18 protein-coding genes are annotated in these 20197 nt (G+C 45.1%); 7 read left to right on the top strand and 11 right to left on the bottom strand.

What is annotated here, in order from left to right:
- Positions 1 to 17: 17 nt before the first annotated feature.
- Together DOE51_RS08610 and DOE51_RS08615 are read left to right on the top strand one after the other, a co-directional pair.
- Positions 18 to 1292: a CCA tRNA nucleotidyltransferase gene (locus tag DOE51_RS08610; protein ID WP_142696125.1), complete on the top strand. Its 1275-nt coding sequence runs from the start codon at positions 18 to 20 to the stop codon at positions 1290 to 1292.
- Positions 1293 to 1913: an RDD family protein gene (locus DOE51_RS08615; RefSeq protein ID WP_142696126.1), complete on the top strand. Its 621-nt coding sequence runs from the start codon at positions 1293 to 1295 to the stop codon at positions 1911 to 1913.
- Here DOE51_RS08615 and DOE51_RS08620 read toward each other — a convergent pair.
- From DOE51_RS08620 to DOE51_RS08630, 3 genes are read right to left on the bottom strand one after another with little or no spacing between them, the layout of a single operon-like run.
- Positions 1910 to 3301, bottom strand: coding sequence for an HD-GYP domain-containing protein (locus tag DOE51_RS08620; RefSeq protein WP_142696127.1), 1392 nt, complete (start codon positions 3299 to 3301; stop codon positions 1910 to 1912). The two genes, DOE51_RS08615 and DOE51_RS08620, sit on opposite strands and share 4 nt — an antisense overlap.
- Positions 3301 to 3801: a chemotaxis protein CheX gene (locus tag DOE51_RS08625; protein WP_142696128.1), complete on the bottom strand. Its 501-nt coding sequence runs from the start codon at positions 3799 to 3801 to the stop codon at positions 3301 to 3303. Before DOE51_RS08625 ends, DOE51_RS08620 begins: the two co-directional genes overlap by 1 nt.
- A gap of 21 nt (positions 3802 to 3822) precedes the next feature.
- The gene (locus DOE51_RS08630; protein WP_142696129.1) at positions 3823 to 4248 is read right to left on the bottom strand and encodes a response regulator; all 426 of its coding nucleotides are present in this window, start codon (positions 4246 to 4248) and stop codon (positions 3823 to 3825) included.
- Positions 4249 to 4461: 213 nt separating this feature from the next.
- On the opposite strand from DOE51_RS08630, the gene DOE51_RS08635 reads away from it, so the two are divergent.
- Positions 4462 to 4854: a response regulator transcription factor gene (locus DOE51_RS08635; protein WP_142696130.1), complete on the top strand. Its 393-nt coding sequence runs from the start codon at positions 4462 to 4464 to the stop codon at positions 4852 to 4854.
- A 149-nt stretch (positions 4855 to 5003) separates the two neighbouring features.
- Positions 5004 to 5438, top strand: coding sequence for an acyl-CoA thioesterase (locus DOE51_RS08640; protein WP_142698234.1), 435 nt, complete (start codon positions 5004 to 5006; stop codon positions 5436 to 5438).
- Positions 5439 to 5478: 40 nt separating this feature from the next.
- Here the strand turns inward: DOE51_RS08640 and DOE51_RS08645 are convergent, their stop codons facing one another.
- From DOE51_RS08645 to DOE51_RS19400, 4 genes are all read right to left on the bottom strand, one after another.
- Positions 5479 to 5967: a hypothetical protein gene (locus tag DOE51_RS08645; RefSeq protein ID WP_142696131.1), complete on the bottom strand. Its 489-nt coding sequence runs from the start codon at positions 5965 to 5967 to the stop codon at positions 5479 to 5481.
- Entirely contained in the window at positions 5952 to 7064 is a 1113-nt protein-coding gene (locus tag DOE51_RS08650) for a hypothetical protein (protein ID WP_142696132.1), read from the bottom strand. Before DOE51_RS08650 ends, DOE51_RS08645 begins: the two co-directional genes overlap by 16 nt.
- A 152-nt stretch (positions 7065 to 7216) precedes the next feature.
- Positions 7217 to 8482 carry a GTPase HflX gene (gene hflX / locus DOE51_RS08655; protein ID WP_142696133.1) on the bottom strand — a complete coding sequence of 422 codons (1266 nt, stop codon included), beginning with the start codon at positions 8480 to 8482 and terminating at the stop codon, positions 7217 to 7219.
- A gap of 145 nt (positions 8483 to 8627) precedes the next feature.
- Positions 8628 to 10961, bottom strand: coding sequence for an NADP-dependent malic enzyme (locus tag DOE51_RS19400; protein WP_142696134.1), 2334 nt, complete (start codon positions 10959 to 10961; stop codon positions 8628 to 8630).
- A gap of 233 nt (positions 10962 to 11194) precedes the next feature.
- Here DOE51_RS19400 and DOE51_RS08665 point away from each other — a divergent pair, with 233 nt between their 5' ends.
- From DOE51_RS08665 to DOE51_RS08675, 3 genes are all read left to right on the top strand, one after another.
- On the top strand, positions 11195 to 12391 hold the full coding sequence (locus tag DOE51_RS08665; protein WP_142696135.1) for a serine protease: 1197 nt from the start codon (positions 11195 to 11197) through the stop codon (positions 12389 to 12391).
- Between the two features lie 213 nt (positions 12392 to 12604).
- On the top strand, positions 12605 to 13948 hold the full coding sequence (locus tag DOE51_RS08670) for a thiolase family protein (RefSeq protein WP_142696136.1): 1344 nt from the start codon (positions 12605 to 12607) through the stop codon (positions 13946 to 13948).
- Between the two features lie 183 nt (positions 13949 to 14131).
- Positions 14132 to 16282: a 3-hydroxyacyl-CoA dehydrogenase NAD-binding domain-containing protein gene (locus DOE51_RS08675; RefSeq protein ID WP_142696137.1), complete on the top strand. Its 2151-nt coding sequence runs from the start codon at positions 14132 to 14134 to the stop codon at positions 16280 to 16282.
- Between the two features lie 101 nt (positions 16283 to 16383).
- Here DOE51_RS08675 and DOE51_RS08680 read toward each other — a convergent pair whose 3' ends face one another.
- The 4 genes from DOE51_RS08680 to DOE51_RS08695 all read right to left on the bottom strand — a co-directional run bounded on the left by DOE51_RS08680 (position 16384) and on the right by DOE51_RS08695 (position 20147).
- The gene (locus DOE51_RS08680; protein ID WP_142696138.1) at positions 16384 to 16836 is read right to left on the bottom strand and encodes a hypothetical protein; all 453 of its coding nucleotides are present in this window, start codon (positions 16834 to 16836) and stop codon (positions 16384 to 16386) included.
- Positions 16837 to 16908: 72 nt separating this feature from the next.
- Positions 16909 to 18081 (bottom strand): FAD-binding oxidoreductase, encoded by a 1173-nt coding sequence (locus tag DOE51_RS08685; protein WP_142696139.1) that lies wholly within the window; start codon positions 18079 to 18081, stop codon positions 16909 to 16911.
- The gene (locus DOE51_RS08690) at positions 18078 to 18641 is read right to left on the bottom strand and encodes a GNAT family N-acetyltransferase (protein WP_142696140.1); all 564 of its coding nucleotides are present in this window, start codon (positions 18639 to 18641) and stop codon (positions 18078 to 18080) included. Before DOE51_RS08690 ends, DOE51_RS08685 begins: the two co-directional genes overlap by 4 nt.
- Before the next feature lie 138 nt (positions 18642 to 18779).
- Positions 18780 to 20147, bottom strand: a complete 1368-nt coding sequence (locus DOE51_RS08695; RefSeq protein ID WP_142696141.1) for a peptide MFS transporter — start codon at positions 20145 to 20147, stop codon at positions 18780 to 18782.
- Positions 20148 to 20197: the final 50 nt, after the last annotated feature.

Here is a 20197-nt window from a genome sequence, read left to right on the forward strand (position 1 = left end):
TCCCTAAACTAAATGTGATGAGCCAAGTACGAACTCTTCTTCATTCACATCCTCATTGGGCCGCGGTGCAGTCAATCTATCACAAGTTGAGTGCGCAAGGCTACAAGGCCTTTTTGGCTGGCGGCTGCGTCCGTGACGCTTTATTGGGTCTAGAGGCCAATGATTTGGATATCGCAACCAGCGCAACCCCGGATCAAATTGAGCAGCTTTTTGATAAGACCGTGAATGTCGGTAAAAGCTTCGGGGTTATGCGGGTGATCGTCGATGGGGCTGATGTTGAAGTCGCAACCTTCCGTACCGACATGGAATATAAAGACGGGCGCAGACCTGAAGGGGTGATTTTTTCTTCTCCGGAAGAGGACGCGCAACGCCGCGATTTCACCATCAATGCGTTGTTTTTTGATTTAGCGACAGAGCAAGTTCTTGATTTCGTACAAGGGCAAGAAGATTTAAAAAAACAAATCATCCGCACAGTCGGTGAAGCGAAATTCCGTTTTGAAGAAGATCAGTTGCGTTTACTTAGAGCGGCACGTTTTTCGGCCCAGCTTGATTTCAAGATTGAAGATAAAACGTTTCAGGCGATGACGACAATGGCTACGGCCGTCACTTCCGTCAGTGGCGAGCGCATCCGTGATGAAATGGCGAAGCTCTTTAAATCAAAAAATCCAGAACGGGGTTTAAAAGTGATGAACGAGTGCGGCTTGATGGCCGTGCTATTTCCATTTCACGTGAAAGAACATCAGTGGCCACGCAGTCTGTATCAGGCCGGGGAGCTTGATACGTGGAAAGCCTTCACTTTGTTTTTAGCGAAAGCGCCAGCGGCAGATTTGACTGCGGCCCTAGATCTTTTAAAACTTTCAACCAAAGAACGTCGCGCCATTGAGGAATGCCTTGCTCTGTGGAGTAAGCCCAATGAATTCTTCAAGGAACGTCTTGGGTTTAAACTTCAAGCGCTTTCTAAGGCGGGAGTCCTGTGGGCCCTGCAGGCGGCAAAAGCTTTTGCGGAATCTAAGGTCAGCCTTCTGTCTTCGGATTTGCTGAGTATTTCGGTGGTCTTGTCGATGACGGCCCACCATTTCGTCGCAATTAACGAGTTATTCTCTCTTCGTGATTCTTTTGGCGAAAATTTGCCAAAAGCCTTCTTGAATGGTGAGGACCTTAAAGGAAAACTTCAAGGCGAAGCGATTGGTCGCTGTTTGCAAGAAGCTTATAATTTACAACTTGAACGACAACTTACAAGTCGGGATGAGGCCTTAAAGTGGCTTCAGTCTTATCAGCACAAAGGTTCTTAAATGGGCGATATTTTTATTCCCAGCACATGGCGACGTCTGTTTGCATTTATTATTGATCAGTTTTTTATTTTCTTCTTTTATCTGCCATTTGCAGGAACGTTCGCACGCATCTTTTTTACGGACGAAGACGTTTATATTTCATTGATTCAGCTTTTCGTTATTTTCATGGTGCCGGCGATTTATGAATTTGTGTTCTTAATGATCTTGCAGGCAACACCGGGAAAATGGTTATTAGGATTGAAAGTTGTGCCGGCCCACAATGCCGATGCAGAACTGCATGCCTTTCAGTGTGCGCTTCGCCCTTTGGTCAGTCGTTTAAGTTTCTTTTTTGCATGGGCCATTTACGCTTTAGCGTTCTTCCGCTACGACCGCACACATTTGGCAGACTGGGTGGCAGAAACCCGTGTGATTCAGTTTAAGCCCCGCAGTGCGCGTCCTAAGATCCGCTGGATTATTGGAAGTATCTTGTTCGTCGCGTATTTGTTCGAAGGTTTGAATTATTCTATGGCCGTTCTTCAGCAAATTGATTGGAAAGAAAAGAAGGTCGAGTTGCGCTCGGTCCTACAAAGTACCGAAATGATGGACATCGATTTTGGGGATGGAGCCGGGGACGAGGACTAAGCCGCTGCCGGCTTAAACTTCTTAGAAAGCTTCGTCGTCATTAAAAGATCAACTTCGCCATTGCCGACAAGGGCATTGTCTTTCATCTTTTCAAGAGCTGCGGCTGGAGACATCGCGGCAATACCTTCGCGCAACGCCGTCAATTCATGAAAGTTAAAAGCGACCTGCATCAGTTTGCCAAAATCAGAAATATCATCAGCAGGCAGGGCTTTCGGAAAGCCTGTGCCTTTTAAGTTTTCACGATGTTGAAGGATGCCGTCAGAGACTTCTTGGCTGATAGGCACTTTCTTGCCTTTCACCATATTCACTGAACGCTCTGGATAGCGTTGGAATTCTTTTTTCTCGTCAGGTGACATGTCCTTCATTTCTTTAACCGCAATCTTAGCAGATACTTGCGCTAAGCCGATATTGTGCAAAAGACCAGCGATACCCGCTGCTTCACGTTTTTCAGCAGGCCATTCTAAAAGCTGTGCAAAGTAAGCGGCGTAAGCAGCCACACAGATACAGTCGTGATAGTACGAACGTGTATTGCCGGCGTAGCGATAAATTTCGTCATAGATCTCGGGTGCGCTTAAGTCTTTGTTCAACTCAAGATCGACAAGGATCGACTTACATTTATCAAGGATCAGTTTTCCTTCAGAATAATCCGTCGTTGCGCCATTTAAAAACTGACCCATGAAATCATAGATCGTTTTCATCGAACGATGGAATTTTTCTGTCATGGAAATCGGGAAGGGAATATTGCGTAAGCTCATCACCGTGCGCGCGTACTCAAAAAACTCTTTGGTTTGAGTCTTTTTAACGTACATTTGCTGGCGAAGATTTTTAAACTTTTCCACCTGGCGTTGGTCAATCACGTCACCCGCACGGCGAAGTACGATGGATTTGTGATTGGCAGGAAGATGTACGAACACATCAAAATTGATGTTAATGCCAGCTTCAATGTCGCGCAAATCAACAGGCATCAAGGCCGTGATAGGGATCGCATCGCCTTCCATATCAATCGGTGCCAGTTGTAAAACCATGTCAGAGATAAATTCGCGGTCGAAGTTGATATGCATCACTTCATTGGCGCCATTTTTCTTTACGATATTAAAATCCAAAGCCGCTTCAGCTGACGAATGTAAAACGATCAGCGGGCAGTCTGGATAATTCATCTTGGTGCTTTGCACCCATTCGTTGGTTTTTTGCGTGCCGTCTTGTCCATCAATTAAGGCGAGGATGGGATTGAAACCTTCAATAGAGTTATCAAGAATTTCGTCGACGGAAGAGAAGAACTGAAGTTTGTACGGATAAAACCCACTTAGGATAGACTGGATTGTTTCAAGGAAGTCCTTGCGAGGACTTCCAATGATGACATCAACAGTCTTACCTGAAGTGGATGACATTATTGCACCGTGATCTCCACGTAGAAAGTGGAGTTGTTGGGCAAATTGAAAGGAATTACGAGTGTGGCCCCTTTGTCAGCGTGTGAGATTTTGAACTCACCAGCGATGACCGTTGGGATTGCCATTTCAAAGTTGTAGCCTAGTTGATTTAACGTTGTCTTTGCAGAGCCGTAAATCATGTTAGTCATTTCGCCGACAGCGTCAGATACTTCGCCGTTAAGCTCTGTATACTTTTCGCCAAGCATGTTTTCCAAGATGTGGAAGATGCTATCTTTGCCGTAAGAAATTAGCAGTGTGCCTTTTAACGGTGGTGCAACCATACCGACCATACCAGCAATTTCGCCTTTAAGAACGAATTGTGGTTCGATGAATGGTTTACCTGGAGTCGCATCCGTTTGCGCGATCGTTTTCAAAGTTTTAAGTACTCCGTCTACAAACGCATTGATCAGGCGTTTATCAAACAGAGGATTGAGTGCTTCCACTTTAGGTGCAGCAGACATTTGTTTCTCCTAAGCGCCTGATTAAGAAGCTTTTGGTTGAGCAGTTGGGTGGTGTTTTGCGTAAACTCTTTCCATCTTTTGTTTCAAAGTAGCAGAGTTAAATGGCTTAACGACATAGTCAGAAACGCCAGCTTTTGCCGCTTCCAAGATATGTTTTTGCTCAGATTCAGCAGTTACAAGCATGAAAGGCGTTGCTTTAAAACGTGGGTCCGCTTTGCAGGCCTTTAGAAGGTCGATACCTTGCATACCTGGCATATTCCAGTCAGAGATGATGAATTCGTAAGGCTTACCTGCGTCATGAGCTTGCTGAATCATCGGGAGAGCGGTTTTACCGTCATCTGCCTCTTCGACGTTCGTATAGCCTAGCTCGTTTAGGACTTTTTTGATGATTTTTCGCATAGTTGCGAAGTCATCGACCACTAAAAACTTCGTTGTATTGGGAAACATAATATCTCCTGAAATATATGTATCGTGTAAAATCCTCATGCTTATCGGTCTAGTTTTTTAAAACTAGAGTCCAAAGCTATTGCGAAATACGGATTTTATGTCAGACTTTATTACAGGTGGTCGTGCTTCTTTTTGGACATGAGTCCTGAGGAAGCATCAGAGTGTAGGTTTAGGATTTAAAAAACTAAAACAATTTAGCGGGAGGGAGCAAGGATGCTCAGAGATGTCCTGATTCAAAAAGGTCTTTCAAATAGAGAGGCAGAAGTTGCTGAACTTGTGTCTAAAGGCTTGTCCAACAAGGAAGTTGCGAACCAGCTTTTTGTAACTGAAAAAACAGTAAAATTTCACCTCACAAATATTTATAAAAAAATGAATGTGAAGTCGCGTGCACAATTGATCGTATGGTGCTTGCCTCACCTTGGTTTCGTTGAAAGCGAAATTCGCGCTGAAAACAACAACCAAAGTGCAGCTGCTACGACTGCATTCAATAACAATGCAACTCAAACAATCCCAGCGGGTTCTGCGACAGTTGCAGGTCAAACGACTCTTCCAGGTGGCGGAATGAACCGTAATGGTAATTCAGACATCGGTATGGGTGGCATCTAAGTCTTTGCTCATTGCATTGACTAGATACTCCAACGAGGAGTTTAATAAAGGCACAGTTGAATAAACTGTGCCTTTTGTTTTTTCAGCACTCCGAAAGTGAGTATCTCGTGGCTAAGACTTCGAAACCCGTTTCCTCTTCCCAAGTAACAATGACTGAACTAGTTCTTCCTTCTCATACCAATGCTTTGGGCACGGTGTTTGGTGGAACGATCATGTCATGGATTGATATCGCAGCTGCCATCGCAGCACAAAGACACTCGAACAAAGAAGTCGTTACTGCAAGTATCGATCGTTTGGATTTCGTCGCTCCGGTTTATAAAGGCTGGGTTGTGAATCTTCATGCCAGCGTGAATTACACTTCAAGAACTTCCATGGAAGTGGGTGTACGCGTTGAAGCAGAAAATCCAAAAACAGGGGAGATGTTCCATACAGCCTCTGCCTATACGACATTCGTTGCTTTAGGTTCTAATGGTAAGCCTGTAGAAATTCCTGAGTTAATTCTAGAAACCGACGATCAAAAACGTAGATTCGCAGATGCGAAAAAACGCCGTGAAGATCGTTTGGCGCAAAGACATAAAACTTAGTTAGAATGTCTACTCCGGCGAAGTCGGAGTGTAGGACAAGTTATTCTTCGTCGATCACTTCAGGACAAATAAGATTCAGCCATTTATAGGCTTCTAATGCAGGCGTGCCAGTAGGGGCACCTTCGCTTTTTCCCATGCTATCAGATGTTTTGATTTCCTGACGAGTGCGCGAGCACTTGTCTGGTTCTATCTTTTTATCTTTCGCTAACTTAAAAACCGGCTCCAAAGTGTAGAATAAGAGCGAAACTTCTTCTTCAGCTTTGTTGCCTTCCTTTGGCAGAGCTTTTTCATACTCATCCAAAGTTTTCTTAAAGGATTTCTCGAGGGCAAGAAGCTTTTCGGTTTTATCTTTATCGCTCTGTGCTTTTTTAAAAAGGTCCGACGATTCCGCATAGAAATCAGAGACGGTTTTTAGCTTAGATTCTACTTTAGGTTTTTCCGACTCGGGTTTGTTGGCAGCGGGAGTTGTTCCGGCTTGCGCGGCTGCCGTCATAGACACAATAAGCATCAATGCTATTTGGAGACGCATGAATCACCTCGCAACTCTTCAGGTGTCGGATTTGGCTTCTTTAAGTTTGCAAGAAGCTCCTTCATCTTATCATTTGTTTGCGAAACGTAAGCACTGTCATTTGTAACTTTCTTCAATGCTTCCGCTGCGTTCGAGCGATCATTTAAACGAAGTTTGCGAATTAAAGCTTTCGCTTGAGCCGGACCACCAGGGCCGTAAGCGACAAGGGTTAGGGCATTCACAAGTTCTTTGCTTTTAGCAAGTTCAGGCGCGCGCTCTTTCAAGGTGTCTTTGATGAAGTGATCGCGAGCATAAACGAAATAACCCAAACCATAAACTAAACTACGAGCGACACCGTCGCCGACACTGACCCATGAACAATAGTTCTTTTTAGAGCCTGGAGTTGGTGGTGGATCATTCAGTTCTTTTTCCACGATTTTTTTGAAAGGCGCACAGGCCGGATTATTAGAAGCTGCAAGAGTTTCTAAAATAGAGTGCGCGTTACCAGGGTTGTATTTGGATTTTGTTTTTACGATCTTCTTGGTTCTTTTATCGCGAACTTGAGTGTAATCCCACCAGCCAGCGATTTCATTCACAGGATCTGAAGTCAGTTGTCCAATGCCGACACCGCCAACGTAGCCTAAATAAAAGTTAAAACCCGTCTCGTTGTTGATCTTTTTTAAGATCACACGCGGGTCGATGGGATCTTCAGGCGGGGACATGCAGTTGATCGCTTGATTGACAGAATACTGAATGAAATCCGCAGTCTTTTTGTTCAGACATTGTGCTGATGATTTGGCGTTATCAAACGCAGTCGGGACGCCCTTCGCGCACGTGTATCCGGTATTGCCAACTTCACGTTGTAGTGAGGCTTGAATGCATTCCGCTTTGATTTTGCCGATGTTTAAAGTGGCACCGGTTACGGCACTCATGTCTTTGGCAGTTTTTGTTGGTGTGCTTGCCGGTGGACAAGCCGTTTTGCTTTGGGAAGCTGTAAACGCTTTTGTCAGGGGATCTGTGGCGTTGTGAAAAGCCGTATTGATCTGTTGGCCTTTGACTCCGCGAGTGCCGTCGGGGTCATTTACGCACACGTCAGCCGCGAATGATTTCGCAGTCATAACGAGCATAATAATAAGGATGAAGAAACCCGACCTAAGCATAAAGGGTCTATCGGGATTTGTTTTGAATGGCTTAAATAAATACGAGGGGAAAATGGATGAAAGTCCAGGTGGTTTTTGCAACCACCTGTTCCATCTGTTTCAAATGAAAACTATTTTACGAGGTATTCTTTCCAACGGTTCAGCAAAGATGGTGTCATTTGCGTATAGCAGACAGTTCCTTCTGTCGCAGTTTCTTTGCGAAGAATTTGTGCTTCACGGCCCAAATCAAAGATTTTGTATTCTTCAGAGCGCGGGAAGTACAACTGCACGTCGGTTTGCATCTCGCTCATAATTTGCGCCATGAGTTTTTTAAGCTGTTCAATTCCTTGACCAGTTAATGCACTTACAAACACGCGAGGATATTGTTTTACTCTAAATTGGCGTTCTAAAGGTGCGACATCGCTTTTGTTAAAGACGTGGATAATCTTCTTATCCTGCCAGTTGAATTCGCGAATCAACTCCTCAACGACTTCAACTTGTCTTTCCATATTCGGTGAAGATAAATCGACAACGTGTAGTAACACATCGGCTTCCGCAGATTCTTCAAGTGTTGCTTTAAAGGCTTCAATCAATTGTGTCGGCAATTTTCTGATAAATCCAACGGTGTCAGTGACAACCGCAGGTGGTCCATCAGGCAAAAAGATCTTACGAGTTGTTGGATCCAAGGTTGCGAACACTTGGTTCTTCGCCATCACTTGCGCGCCCGTGAGTTTATTTAAAAGCGAGCTTTTTCCAGAGTTGGTATAACCAATCAATGCAAATGACGGGATCTCGTGACGACGACGAGATTGTCTGTGTTGCGCGCGATTTTTGCGCACACCTTCAAGTTTTTCTTTAATTAAAGCGACTCTTTCGCGAATGCGACGACGGTCATTTTCAAGGGCCGTTTCACCGGGACCTCGAGTACCGATACCACCACCTTGACGAGAAAGAGATTCCAACCACGCACCAACCATGCGAGGCATTTGATCCAACAACTGTGCAAGTTCCACTTGAAGTTTACCTTCAAATGTTTGAGCTCTTTGCGCGAAGATATCCAAGATCAACTGATTGCGATCAATCACGCGAGCTTTCACGGTTTGTTGTAAGTTTCTTTGTTGGACGCCGGAGAGCTGGTGGTCCATCACCACAAGACTTGCTTTGCTGTCGCGAACCATCTCGGCCACTTCATCAACTTTACCAGTTCCGATCAAAGTCGCCGGATTCCATGTCGGCAAAACCTGAATAATAGAACCAACAACTTCTCCGCCAGCGGCGACGACAAGTTCTTCTAGTTCCAATAGATTTTCTTTGATTTCAGTTAGGGGCTCGGTCTTGAGACCAACACCGATGACGATGACTCTATCGTGGGCTTTAACTTGGGCTTGATTAGTCAAATCTAGCAACCCTCCATTACCTATAATGGTAGCACCAACTAGACTAAATCCCAAAGTTAAAAAATCGTTCAGATTGCGATATTGCGCATAAAAAAAAGGCCACCCCTAAGGGCAGCCTTTAGAAACGAATAGACTTACGAATCAGCTATTTTTTAGCAGCTCTAGTCTTAAGCACGTCCTTAATGAACTGCGCTTCAAGAGCCGTAAAGACAACCGAGTTCACGATACCATCCACAGTCGTTGTTCTTTGCAAAACATTGCAAGATCTACGTACGCCTGTCAGGAATGGTCCGATCACTTCCACTTTGCCAACTTGTTGGATCAATTTGTAAGTGATGTTTGCAGACTCAAGGTTAGGGAAGACCAAGACATTAGCACCACCTTTTAGGTCAGAGAATGGGAAAAGTCTTTCCATGATTTCAGGATTCACAGCCGTGTCAGCTTGCATGTCACCGTCAACCATCAAATTTGGACGAAGTTTGCGAACGATCTGAGCTGCCTCTTGCATTTTGCATGGAGTGCCCGAAGCGCCACTGAAGTTTGAATAACTCAACATCGCAACTTTCGGTTCAACACCGAAGTATTCAACGATTTTTGCAGCTTGCAAGGCGATTTGCGCACATTGCTCTGCCGTTGGATTCAAATTCACAGTTGTATCGGCAAGCACCAAGAATTTGTCTTCAAGAAGAATGAAGTTCAAACCTGCTGGCACGCCACCTTGATAAACTCCGACAGTTTGCAAGATCGGACGAACGGCATCGGCGTAATTAATGGAAGCGCCATTCACAACGCCATCCGCATCACCCATAGTGACCATCATCGCAGCAAAGTAATTTGGATCCGCCATCAAGCGTTCCGCTTCGCGCATGTTGATGCCTTTACGTTGACGAAGATTATAAAGCTTTTCAACGTAGCTGAAATATTTTGGATATTGCGCAGGGTGGATGATTGGCACGTTGTTCAACGTTGGAATATCAAGCGCTGCGATTTTTTCTTTCACGCGATCTGGGTAGCCCAATAAAATTGGCTGACAGATTTTTTCTTCAACCAAAGTCGCCAAAGCTTTCAAAACCTTTGTGCTAGTGCCTTCTGGGAAGACGATGCGTGGAAGCTCGCCACCTGCTGCGGTTGCATTTTGGTGAACGCGATTAATGGCCGTACGGATGAAAACTTTAGAAGGACCTTGTTGGGCTTCCAAAGATTCACGATACAAATCCCAATCTTCAATTGGACGAGTCGCCACACCAGTTTTGATCGCTGCTTTCGCAACTTCAGGTGCAACCCACAACAACACGCGAGTGTCGAATGGCTTTGGAATCAAATATTCGCGACCGAATTTAAAGCTCTTACCACCGTAAGTCGCAGAAACTTTATCAGGAACGTCTTCGCGCGCGAGTTTTGCTAATGCATGAACCGCTGCCAATTTCATTTCTTCATTGATTTGTGTTGAACGCGTGTCCAAAGCACCACGGAAGATAGAAGGGAAGCCCAAAACGTTATTCACCTGATTCGGATAATCAGAGCGGCCTGTTGCGATGATCGCGTCCGGACGAGCGGCACGCGCTTTATCTGGAGTGATTTCTGGCTCTGGATTTGCCATGGCAAAAATGATTGGATCTTTCGCCATATCTTTCAACATTTCAGGAGTCAAAGCACCTGCCACTGAAAGACCAACGAACACGTCAGCACCACGCAAAGCTTCTGACAAAGTACGAGCTTCAGTTTCTGAAGCAAAATACTCTTTGTATTTATTCATACCCGCTGTGCGACCTTTGTAGATCACACCTTGCGAGTCACACATGATGATGTTTTCACGACGTGCGCCCAATGAGATGAAAATTTTCGCGCACGAGTTTGCAGAAGCACCGGCACCGTTCACAACGATACGGATGTCTTCCATTTTGCGATTTGTGATAGATGCTGCATTCAACAACGCCGCCCCCGAAACGATTGCAGTTCCATGTTGGTCATCATGGAATACTGGAATTTTCATTTCTTTTTTCAAACGCTCTTCGATTTCAAAACACTCTGGGGCTTTGATGTCTTCAAGGTTGATACCACCGAATGTCGGTTCCAAAGTTCTAACGGCGTTACAAAAAGTGTCGACGTCATTAGCTGCAACTTCGATGTCGAAAACGTCGATGCCAGCAAATTGTTTGAACAAGATGCCTTTACCTTCCATCACCGGTTTTGAAGCGTGCGGGCCGATATTGCCAAGACCTAAAACGGCTGTACCATTCGAGATCACGGCAACCAAATTGCCTTTGGCTGTATAGTCGTAAACTTTAGCTTGGTCTTTAGCGATTTCTTTACATGGAGCTGCAACACCTGGCGAGTAAGCTAATGAAAGGTCCTTCTCGGAAGCGCAAGGCTTCGAAGAATTCACTTCAATTTTACCGGGCTTACCACGACGGTGGTATTCCAGGGCTTCTTGATCAAAGTTGTTCGTACCAGGTTTCTGTTCTGATTTCGTTTCCAAAGGGTCTCCCTGTTAACTAGTGGTATAACTCTATAGGAGGCCAATTGAAGGGGTCAATGAATGGGGGCTTTGGCGCACAGGGTAAAGGGTGATGCTGAGGGACAAAATAACACCATTTCACAGAGTAAAAAGTGTTTAAATTCTCTACAATTGGGAAGATTCTGGAATCATCTGTCGCCTGTCTTTTGTTTGCAAGGAACCTCTTTTATAACTGGTTCTCTGTGAGGAGAATCATGCGTCTTCAGCGAACACTATTTGCCACATTTTCGATCTGTTTTTTCGCTGCAACTTCAGTCTTTGCAGCGCAAACTCGCACATCATCATTCGTGGGCACATTAGGTCGTTTCGCAAAACCTGGAACTTCACAAGCTTTGCCAGGAAAATATCTTCGTCAACAAATCACAGATTCATCAAGCTATCCACTTCGTGCGATGGGCAGAATTGAAACACGCAGTAAGTCGCAAGGTGTGGGCACTTGCTCTGCCACTTTGGTAGGCACTCGCTATCTTCTGACGGCGGCTCACTGTGTTTACAATCTTGAAACTCGCGCGTTTGTTTCTGATATCAAGTTTTTCCCAGGACAAACTGGCAAAAATGAAATGCCTTTCGATCCCGTTGACTGGGAGCGTGTGTACATTCCAACGGGTTATATGAATTCGACGGAAACGGGTGCGAAAAAATCTGCAGCCACATATGCCTACGACTACGCGATCATCGTTTTGAAAGCAAAAGTAGGTGAATCTCTGGGTTGGGTTCGTATGCAGCAAGCTGAAACAGCATCTGTTGCAACTATGAACGTTGCGGGTTACCCAGGTGATAAACCGGTTGCCACTTACTGGAGTGTGACGTGCCCGATGGAGCGTCGCGATTCACAGTGGTTCATGCAGTGTGATGGTTTCCAAGGAATGTCAGGCAGTTCTTTGCGTGTGCCACAAGCTGATGGCAAAGAATCGATCATTGGTGTTTTCGACTGGGGTCAAGAAGACGTTGTTGGACAAGAAAACTACAACGGTGGTGTCGTATTCACGCCTGAAGTTTTCGCGCAATTAGCAGGCTGGTTAAAAGACACGGCTGATGCAAAAACGGCGACAAACGAAAACAACAGACCGCAGGCTACAGGTGTTTATGTTCGTAACTCTTGTACGGGAGTTGAAAAAGCTCAAGTGGCGATTCGCTATTTGACGGATGATAATCAATGGGTCGAGTCGGCTCAGTGGGTTGATATTCCAGCAGGGAAAACAGTGCGTGTGGCCACTCTATGGCCGGGAGTGAAATTCTACTATTTCACAGGGCGCGCTGGTGAGTTTGTGTGGAAGGGTGATTCGCTCGCGTACATCCAAGGGCAACCGCAGTACATGATGAAGGTGGAATTGACTGATTCCGATCTGCAACAAGGCATTGAAGTACGTACTTTGACTTGCAGCCCATAAGAGCGAATAAGACTCATAACTAGAGTACTCTTTCTAAAATAAACCCATTTTCTTTAGTTTTTCATGACATAGCCAAACTAGACCAGGTCGATCCCTTGTGCGAGCTGGGCTAGGTTCTCATTTTACTCTCTCATTTCTTTTGTAGATCTGCCGAAAAGTGCTACGATTTTCAGTGTTTAGATAACATTTGCAATTTAGCAACTAGGAGATTCTATGAAGTCACCACGTGATGTGGTTCTCGTTGAAGGTGTTCGTACTCCCTTCGCAAAAGCCGGTACAAAACTTAAAAAAGTTCACCCTGCAGAGTTGGGTAAGACGGCATTGAAGCAATTAATTGCACAAACAAATTTGGATGTGAACCTTGTTGATGAAGTGATCATCGGTAACACAGGAAATCCTCCAGACGCAGTTAACATTTCTCGCGTTGTTGCATTGAACTCTGGCATTCCACTTAAGACTTCTGCTTACACAGTTCACAGAAACTGTGCGTCTGCGCTTGAGTCGATCTCGAATGGTTTTGAAAAAATCAAATCGGGCACGATGGATGTTGTGTTGGCGGGTGGTACTGAAAGCATGTCGCAAATGCCAGTTCTTCCTCCGAAAAAGTTCCAAGAAATTTACGACAAACTTTTTGCAGCGAAAGGTCCGAAGCAAGCATTGCCTTTGTTGTGGGCTCTTTTCAAAGCAGACATGAATCAAATCAAAGCTCTTCTTCAAGGAAACATGAAGGATGAGTACTTCCCGCAAATCGCAGTGATGCTTGGTCTGACAGATCCTTTCGTTGGTATCAACATGGGTCAAACAGCAGAGATCTTGGCGAAAGAGTGGGGCTTGTCTCGCGAGATGCAAGATAAGTTTGCTCTTCGTTCGCACCAATTGGCTTCGAAAGCGACTAAAGAAGGCCGCATGAGAGAAGAGATGACGCCGCTGTATTTGGCTCCTGAATACAAAGAAGTTATTTCTGAAGATATCGGTCCTCGTGATAATCAAACGATGGAAGCTTTGGCAAAATTGAAACCTTTCTTTGATAAAGCAACAGGTTCAATCACTGCGGGTAACTCGTGCCCAATCACAGACGGTGCTGCGATGGTGTTGTTGATGTCGCGTGAAAAAGCAGACTCACTTGGTTACAAACCACTTGCGACAATCCGCTCTTACGGTTTCGCTGGTCTTGAACCAGAGCGCATGGGTTTAGGCCCTGCTTACGCGTCGCCATTGGCATTGAAACGTGCGGGTCTTTCGATGAAAGATATTGGCCTTGTTGAATTGAATGAAGCATTTGCGGCGCAAGTTATGGCCTGCCAAAAAGCTATGGATTCTGACAAATTTGCTCAAGAAAAATTGGGTCTGACTAGCAAAGTAGGCGAGATCCGTGATGATATTCTTAACGTAAACGGTGGTGCGATCGCCATGGGACATCCTGTAGGCGCAACAGGCACACGTATCGTTCTTACTCTTGCCAAAGAGATGAAACGCCGTAACACACAATTTGGTCTTGCTACGTTGTGTATCGGTGGTGGACAGGGCGGTGCGATGGTGTTGGAGAACGAAGCTTAGAACCGATGAAAATGGCCCGATCGACTGCGTTGTCGGGTCATCTCCTCGCTCCGACGTGCTAACAGCACGCCTGCGCTGCGGGGATAACCCTCCGCCTTGCGCTCGGACCATTTTGATCGGTTCGAGTTCTGCGAAGGGATTTTGAAGAACGTTTAAATTTTTGCAGCTTAGGAGTTTCATAAGATGTCTATTCAGGAAAGTATTCGTATTGTCCCGCAAGGGGATGTTGCTGTTGTTGAGTTCGATCTTGTTGGGGAGAAAGTTAATAAATTTTCGACTCCGGTGATGATGCGACTTAAAGAAGTTTTGGAAGATCTGAAAAAGTCTTCATACAAAGCTGTTATCTTCAAATCTAATAAGCCAAAAATTTTCATTGCTGGCGCTGACATCGAAGAAATTAAAGGCATGACTACTAAAGAGCAGTTCGAAGCTGCTGTGAAGGGTGGTCAAGAAGTTATGAACATGGTTGAAGATCTGCCAATGCCAACAATCGCCTCTGTGAATGGTGCTTGTATGGGTGGTGGTTGTGAGTTCATCATGTCTTGCGATTATCGTATCGCTTCTGATGATTCTTCGACGAAAATTGGTTTGCCAGAAATTCAATTAGGTATCTTGCCAGGTTTCGGTGGTACGCAACGTATGCCGCGTATTATCGGTCTGCAAGCGGCTTTGGATATCATCCTTGCTGGTAAAGCAGTGAACTCTAAAAAAGCTTTGAAATCCGGCCTGGTTGATAAAGTTGTTCACCCGAACATGCTTGATGATCAAGCGATGAAATGGGCGAAAGAAATTATCGCTTCAGGTGCAAAAAAACGTCGCAAAAAATTTGAAGCAAAAGGTTTGGTAAATAAAATCCTCGAGGGCGTAGGTCGTTCTATCGTTTTCAAAAAAGCCCGTGAAGGCGTGATGAAAGCGACGAAAGGTCATTACCCAGCGCCACTTGAAGCGTTGTCAGTGATCGAAAAAACTTACGGTATGTCAGATCGTGAAGCTGGAATGCGTATTGAGCGTGAAGGTTTCTGCCGTTTAGGTGTGACTGATATTTCTAAAAACTTGATCCACGTATTCTATTTGACTGAAATGGTGAAAAAGCAATCTGGCGTGTCTGGTGTTGCTGTGAAACCAAAAGAAGTCAAAGCGATTGGTGTTCTTGGTGCCGGCACAATGGGTGGTGGTATCGCTTACGTAGCGGCAGATAAAGGTATTCAAGTTCGCATGAAGGACTTGAATGCGGATGCTCTGGGTAAGGGTTTGAAACACGCTAGCGACTTGTGGATGAAGTTGGTGAAGCGTAAATCCATCGACAAATATCAATTCCAACAAAAAATGGATGCGGTATCAGTTTCGACTGACTATTCAGGTTTTAAAACTTTGGATGTTGTGATCGAAGCGATCGTTGAAGACATGGGCATCAAGCAAAAAGTGATCGGTGAGTGTGCGGGTCAAATGCGCCCTGACGCCATCATCGCAACGAATACTTCATCATTGTCTGTGACAGAGATGTCTAAAGGTCATCCTCGTCCGGAATTCTTCGCAGGTATGCACTTCTTCAATCCGGTAAATAAAATGCCTTTGATCGAAGTTATTCGTGGCGAAAAGACGTCTGATGAAACGATTGCGACAATCTTCGAACTTTCTAAACGCATGGGTAAAATGCCGGTTGTTGTTAAAGACGGCCCGGGCTTCCTTGTGAATCGCCTTCTTCTTCCGTACATGGCTGAAGCAGCGTTCTTGATGCAAGAAGGTATGAGTATTGAAGTGGTTGATAAAGCCTATGTTAAAGAATTCGGCATGCCGATGGGTCCATTCGAGTTGATGGACGAAGTAGGTCTAGATGTTTGTATCAAGGTTCTAAAAATCTTCAAAAAAGCTTTCGGTGAGCGCATTGAAATGGCACCATTGATGGACAAATTGGCAGAGACAGGTCGTCTTGGTAAAAAGAACGGCAAAGGTTTCTATCAATATTCTGCTGATGGTAAACGCGGCGATGTCGATCAATCCGTTTACGCAGCTCTTGGTTTGGGCACAGCAACTAATCCATACGATTCAAAAGAATGTATCGAACGTGGTGTTTTCGCGATGATTAACGAGTGCTCGCTAGCACTTCTTGAAGATCGTATCGTAGAAACTCCTAATGAGGTCGATCTTGCGATGATTATGGGTACAGGCTTCCCACCATTCCGCGGCGGTCTTTTGAAGTATGCTGACGCGATTGGAACGCAATACGTTGCTGATCAATTGGCGACTTATGCGTCTACAAGAAAAGCGGCTCGCTTGAAACCAGCGACGCCACTAACGAACTTGGCTAAAGGTAACAGCAAGTTCTATAAATAGTTTTCCATGCACTTGCTTTGCAAGGGCCTTACTAAAAACCCCACCTCACGGTGGGGTTTTGCTTTTTGGCCTGTGCCCGCGCAGGCTGAAGCAACTCCCGGCTAATCCTGCAAGCCCACTGCACGTTTACAAGCGATATCAATCATCTTTCCGTCTTCATACGTTAACGTCGAAAAGAAGAATTTTTTCCCTGGATTATCAACCGCATCGCGATCAAAGCTGACTGTGAAATTCTGATCCGCAGCTTTGAAGTAAAGATCAAAAGCCAAAGCGACAATCTCTTTATCCGAAGTGAGTGTCACAATCGCTTTATCTTCGCTCATATTAAGAGAATAAAAGCGTTCGCCACGTTGGCTTTGAATTTGGGCCACGATCATCGGATTCACTTTGTGAACGTAGAAATTAATGAGACCGAGATTTTCATTGTCGGTTTTGCACACGGCAACGCGGTCTGAATTATCAATTAAACTTTTTAAGGCAAGGGGCTGAGCTTTTGCTGTCCATGAAAAGCCAAACACAGAAATAATAGGCGCGATAATAAACGCGATTCGCATACGAACTCCTTGTAGCGTAAATTGAGCTGAGAAGGAAAACTCTATCGATAAGCGAATCGCGTGAACAGAACTTTAAAATTTAAATCTTGCAATGTCCAAGTTGGATGGCAAAGCCACGCCATGAATGTTTTCAACCAATGTTCTTGCAGCGTTGAAACTTAAACCCATGCCGTGACCTGAACATCCCGCAATGACATAAGTGTTTTTTCTTTTTGGCACTGCACCTAAAATCATTTGCATATCAGGAGTATAGCCCATCAAGCCTGACCACTGATAAGCGACGTGCGCATCTTTACCCAATGTAAAATGAGATCTTACGAAATCAAGCAAGGCACGTTGAATCACTTCAGTCGTGTTGTCGGCGTAAGTTTCCTCCTCTTGAATTGCTAGATTGCGGAAGCCGCCGATAAGCAATTCGCCTGTAGGAAGTTGACGGAAATAACACAAATGTTTTGTAAGATAGCATGGACCTTTTACGAAAGCGGGCAGCGGTTGAGTCAATAAAATCTGACCACGGCCTGGTTTTACGTAAGACGCGAACTCTTCAAGCACAAGCGGCAGGTACGCATTCACAGTGACAATCACTTTATCTGCACTGAATGTTTCGTGATTTGTGCGGATAAAACTGCGCCCAGATTTTTCTTCAATCGCGAAAACTTCATGATTTTCAAAAATCTCTGCATGAAGTTTGCGACGCAGACGTTGTAAAAGTTTGATCGGGTGGATATAGCCGTCGCCCGTGTACTGAATGCCGCCTACAAAGCCCGTCACGCCATAATCTTTGTGCATCTCTTCCGGTGTGACTTCGTGCACGTCGATACCTTGGCTTTGCATAAGTTTAGCCGTGGTTTTGTATTTCTCCCAGTGTTCTTCACTTGGGGCGACCGTACAGGAACCTGTGTGACGGAAATCAACTTCATCAGCCGCATCTTCAATGACATGCTCTAATAAAAGTTTGCGATTGGTTTCCGAGAACTGCCAGATTTCTGTAGCTTTCGCCGTTCCGAATTGTGCATTCAATTTGATGTAGTGTTCTGTCGAACCGGCTGTAACAAAGCCTGCATTACGACCGGAAGCTCCATAGCCGACACCATGTTTTTCAAGGATCGCGATTTTGAGATTTGGATCTTTCTTTTGTAGCCAGTAAGCTGTCGAAAGACCCGCGATACCACCACCAATGATGATGTAGTCATAATGAAGCGCATTTTTTTGTGCTGATTGATCAAGCCAGTACGAAATACTCATTGTGCACCTGAAATATAATAAATCATTTCTTCCGCAGTACAGCGGCAAGGTTTTCCGTCACGCACGCATTCATAATCCACATCAATCCAATATTCTGGATGAGTTGTGACAGATTGAAATCCTAATTTAGATAAATAACGAATTGAAGAATTGTTTGGTGATTCTTTCCAAGCGTGAGTCACGATCCCCAAAGCACCGAGCTTGTGAAAAGCCTCAATCGACTTTTCAGAAAGTTTCGGTCCCCAGCCTTGGCCTTGAACTTTGTTTGATAAAAACAAACTTTGAAAGTACGCAGTTTTGTCTAAAGGAATGTTCCATAGATCGGGGCGAAGTTTAGAGCCTTTGCCTTTATTCCATTTGCCTGGCGGGTAGGCTAAGCGCAGACCTAAAATTTCACCACTGTCTGCCACCAACAAGAAAGAGCACGTCACATCGGCACTGATTGATTTCTCTAAGCACTCTTGAAGCTCTGCTTCGGAATAATAGTTCAAGCCAATGCTTTCATCCGTAAACTTTTTTACGGCGGCAATATCGCTTGGGTAAAATTCGCGAATCAACATAAAGGCCTCTCGGACATAAAAAACATATAAAAAAGGCTTATCGCATTCACGATAAGCCTTCAAATAAATTCTCTTTGTTTTGAAGGGCTGCTTCAGCCTTCGCGCTCCAGCGCTACGGCACTGCCAGCATCCGTCGGGTTAAATATCCTTGCCTAAAGACTCTGTAAGCTTTTTGTGAGTCAGGACAAATAGAACCCCCGGGATGAAGGCAAGAACCGCTAAGAACAAGAAGAATTCGTTCTTAGGAATTTTATCGTAGTACATGCCGATCACACCTGCGACATAGTTTCCGAAGAAACTTGCCAGGAACCACACACCCATCATCATGGAAACGATTTTTGCCGGAGAAACTTTCGTTACCAAAGAAAGACCGATCGGTGAAAGGTAAAGCTCACCAATAGTTAGCATGAATGTTGAGCCCAACAACCACATCACGTTGCCTTTGCCGCCACCAACAGTTTTTGCTGCGACGTACATCACGATCAGTGCAACAGCCGCCAAGAAGCAGCCAAGGGCCATCTTCATTGTTGTTGAAGGTTCGTTCTTTCTTTTCGCCTGCCATGCCCAGACGCGGTCCATGATCGGTGCAAAGAAGAAAATGATCATCGGATTAAAACTTTGATACCACGTTGATGGAATCTCAAAGCCAAAGAAATTCCAATCGGTGCTTTGATCGGCCCACAACTGCATCGTGTTGCCTTGTTGTTCGTAAACACCCCAATAGAAAATCGTCAAACCACACAAGAAAATCAAAGCCCATGTGCGAGTCCACTCTGAACGAGTCAGCGGAGTTTTCGCGCGCGCTTCAATTTCTTGCATGCTTTCTTTATGCGTATTCTGCGGCAGATTTTTTCCACCGAAATGATAAGTGACCAAACCGATCAACATCCCAACGCCCGCAGCACCAAAGCCCCAGTGCCAGCCCACTTTTTGCCCCAAGGTTCCGCACACGAGTGGCGAAAAGAAGGCGCCCAAGTTGATACCCATGTAAAACAATGTGTAAGCACGGTCGCGACGTTCATCGCCCTGTGGATACAAGCCACCGACCTGGGTTGAAATATTCGGTTTGAAGAAACCATTTCCGATCATCAGGAATACGAGTGCCGGGAAGAACAAACTTTCCACCGCCATCAAGAAATGCCCGATAGCCATCAAGATACCGCCCACATACACGGAACGACGTTGACCCCAGTAGCGGTCGGCGATGATGCCCCCAAAGAAGGGTGTAAAATAGACAAAGCCGGTATAGAGCCCGTAAATCTGTGAGGACATGGCTTGGATAGTCATTGGCCCATAAAACATCTCAAGGAAGTTTTTAAATGCTGAGTAGCCCCAAACTTCTGTGCCATTTTGTACGGCGACGAACAGATATTTGGTCATGTAAAGCACCAAGAGAGCTCTCATGCCGTAATACGAGAATCTTTCCCACATTTCCGTGAGGAAGAGCGTAAAGAGCGGGCGAGGGTGTCCTAGGAAGGTCTTCTCTGTAGTGTTGGCTGCAGCCATGCTTCTCCTGTTCGTTTTATGTTCTAAATTTAACTTATTTTCACGGGCCT

Source organism: Bdellovibrio sp. NC01 (genome assembly GCF_006874625.1).
GTDB lineage: Bacteria > Bdellovibrionota > Bdellovibrionia > Bdellovibrionales > Bdellovibrionaceae > Bdellovibrio.

Excerpts from the sequence above, each read along its gene's own strand:
- DOE51_RS08610 (WP_142696125.1), top strand. The coding sequence starts at position 18 with ATGAGCCAAGTACGAACTCTTCTTCATTCACATCCTCATTGGGCCGCG.
- DOE51_RS08615 (WP_142696126.1), top strand. The coding sequence starts at position 1,293 with ATGGGCGATATTTTTATTCCCAGCACATGGCGACGTCTGTTTGCATTT.
- DOE51_RS08620 (WP_142696127.1), bottom strand. The coding sequence starts at position 3,301 with ATGTCATCCACTTCAGGTAAGACTGTTGATGTCATCATTGGAAGTCCT.
- DOE51_RS08625 (WP_142696128.1), bottom strand. The coding sequence starts at position 3,801 with ATGTCTGCTGCACCTAAAGTGGAAGCACTCAATCCTCTGTTTGATAAA.
- DOE51_RS08630 (WP_142696129.1), bottom strand. The coding sequence starts at position 4,248 with ATGTTTCCCAATACAACGAAGTTTTTAGTGGTCGATGACTTCGCAACT.
- DOE51_RS08635 (WP_142696130.1), top strand. The coding sequence starts at position 4,462 with ATGCTCAGAGATGTCCTGATTCAAAAAGGTCTTTCAAATAGAGAGGCA.
- DOE51_RS08640 (WP_142698234.1), top strand. The coding sequence starts at position 5,004 with ATGACTGAACTAGTTCTTCCTTCTCATACCAATGCTTTGGGCACGGTG.
- DOE51_RS08645 (WP_142696131.1), bottom strand. The coding sequence starts at position 5,967 with ATGCGTCTCCAAATAGCATTGATGCTTATTGTGTCTATGACGGCAGCC.
- DOE51_RS08650 (WP_142696132.1), bottom strand. The coding sequence starts at position 7,064 with ATGACTGCGAAATCATTCGCGGCTGACGTGTGCGTAAATGACCCCGAC.
- DOE51_RS08665 (WP_142696135.1), top strand. The coding sequence starts at position 11,195 with ATGCGTCTTCAGCGAACACTATTTGCCACATTTTCGATCTGTTTTTTC.
- DOE51_RS08670 (WP_142696136.1), top strand. The coding sequence starts at position 12,605 with ATGAAGTCACCACGTGATGTGGTTCTCGTTGAAGGTGTTCGTACTCCC.
- DOE51_RS08675 (WP_142696137.1), top strand. The coding sequence starts at position 14,132 with ATGTCTATTCAGGAAAGTATTCGTATTGTCCCGCAAGGGGATGTTGCT.
- DOE51_RS08680 (WP_142696138.1), bottom strand. The coding sequence starts at position 16,836 with ATGCGAATCGCGTTTATTATCGCGCCTATTATTTCTGTGTTTGGCTTT.
- DOE51_RS08685 (WP_142696139.1), bottom strand. The coding sequence starts at position 18,081 with ATGAGTATTTCGTACTGGCTTGATCAATCAGCACAAAAAAATGCGCTT.
- DOE51_RS08690 (WP_142696140.1), bottom strand. The coding sequence starts at position 18,641 with ATGTTGATTCGCGAATTTTACCCAAGCGATATTGCCGCCGTAAAAAAG.
- DOE51_RS08695 (WP_142696141.1), bottom strand. The coding sequence starts at position 20,147 with ATGGCTGCAGCCAACACTACAGAGAAGACCTTCCTAGGACACCCTCGC.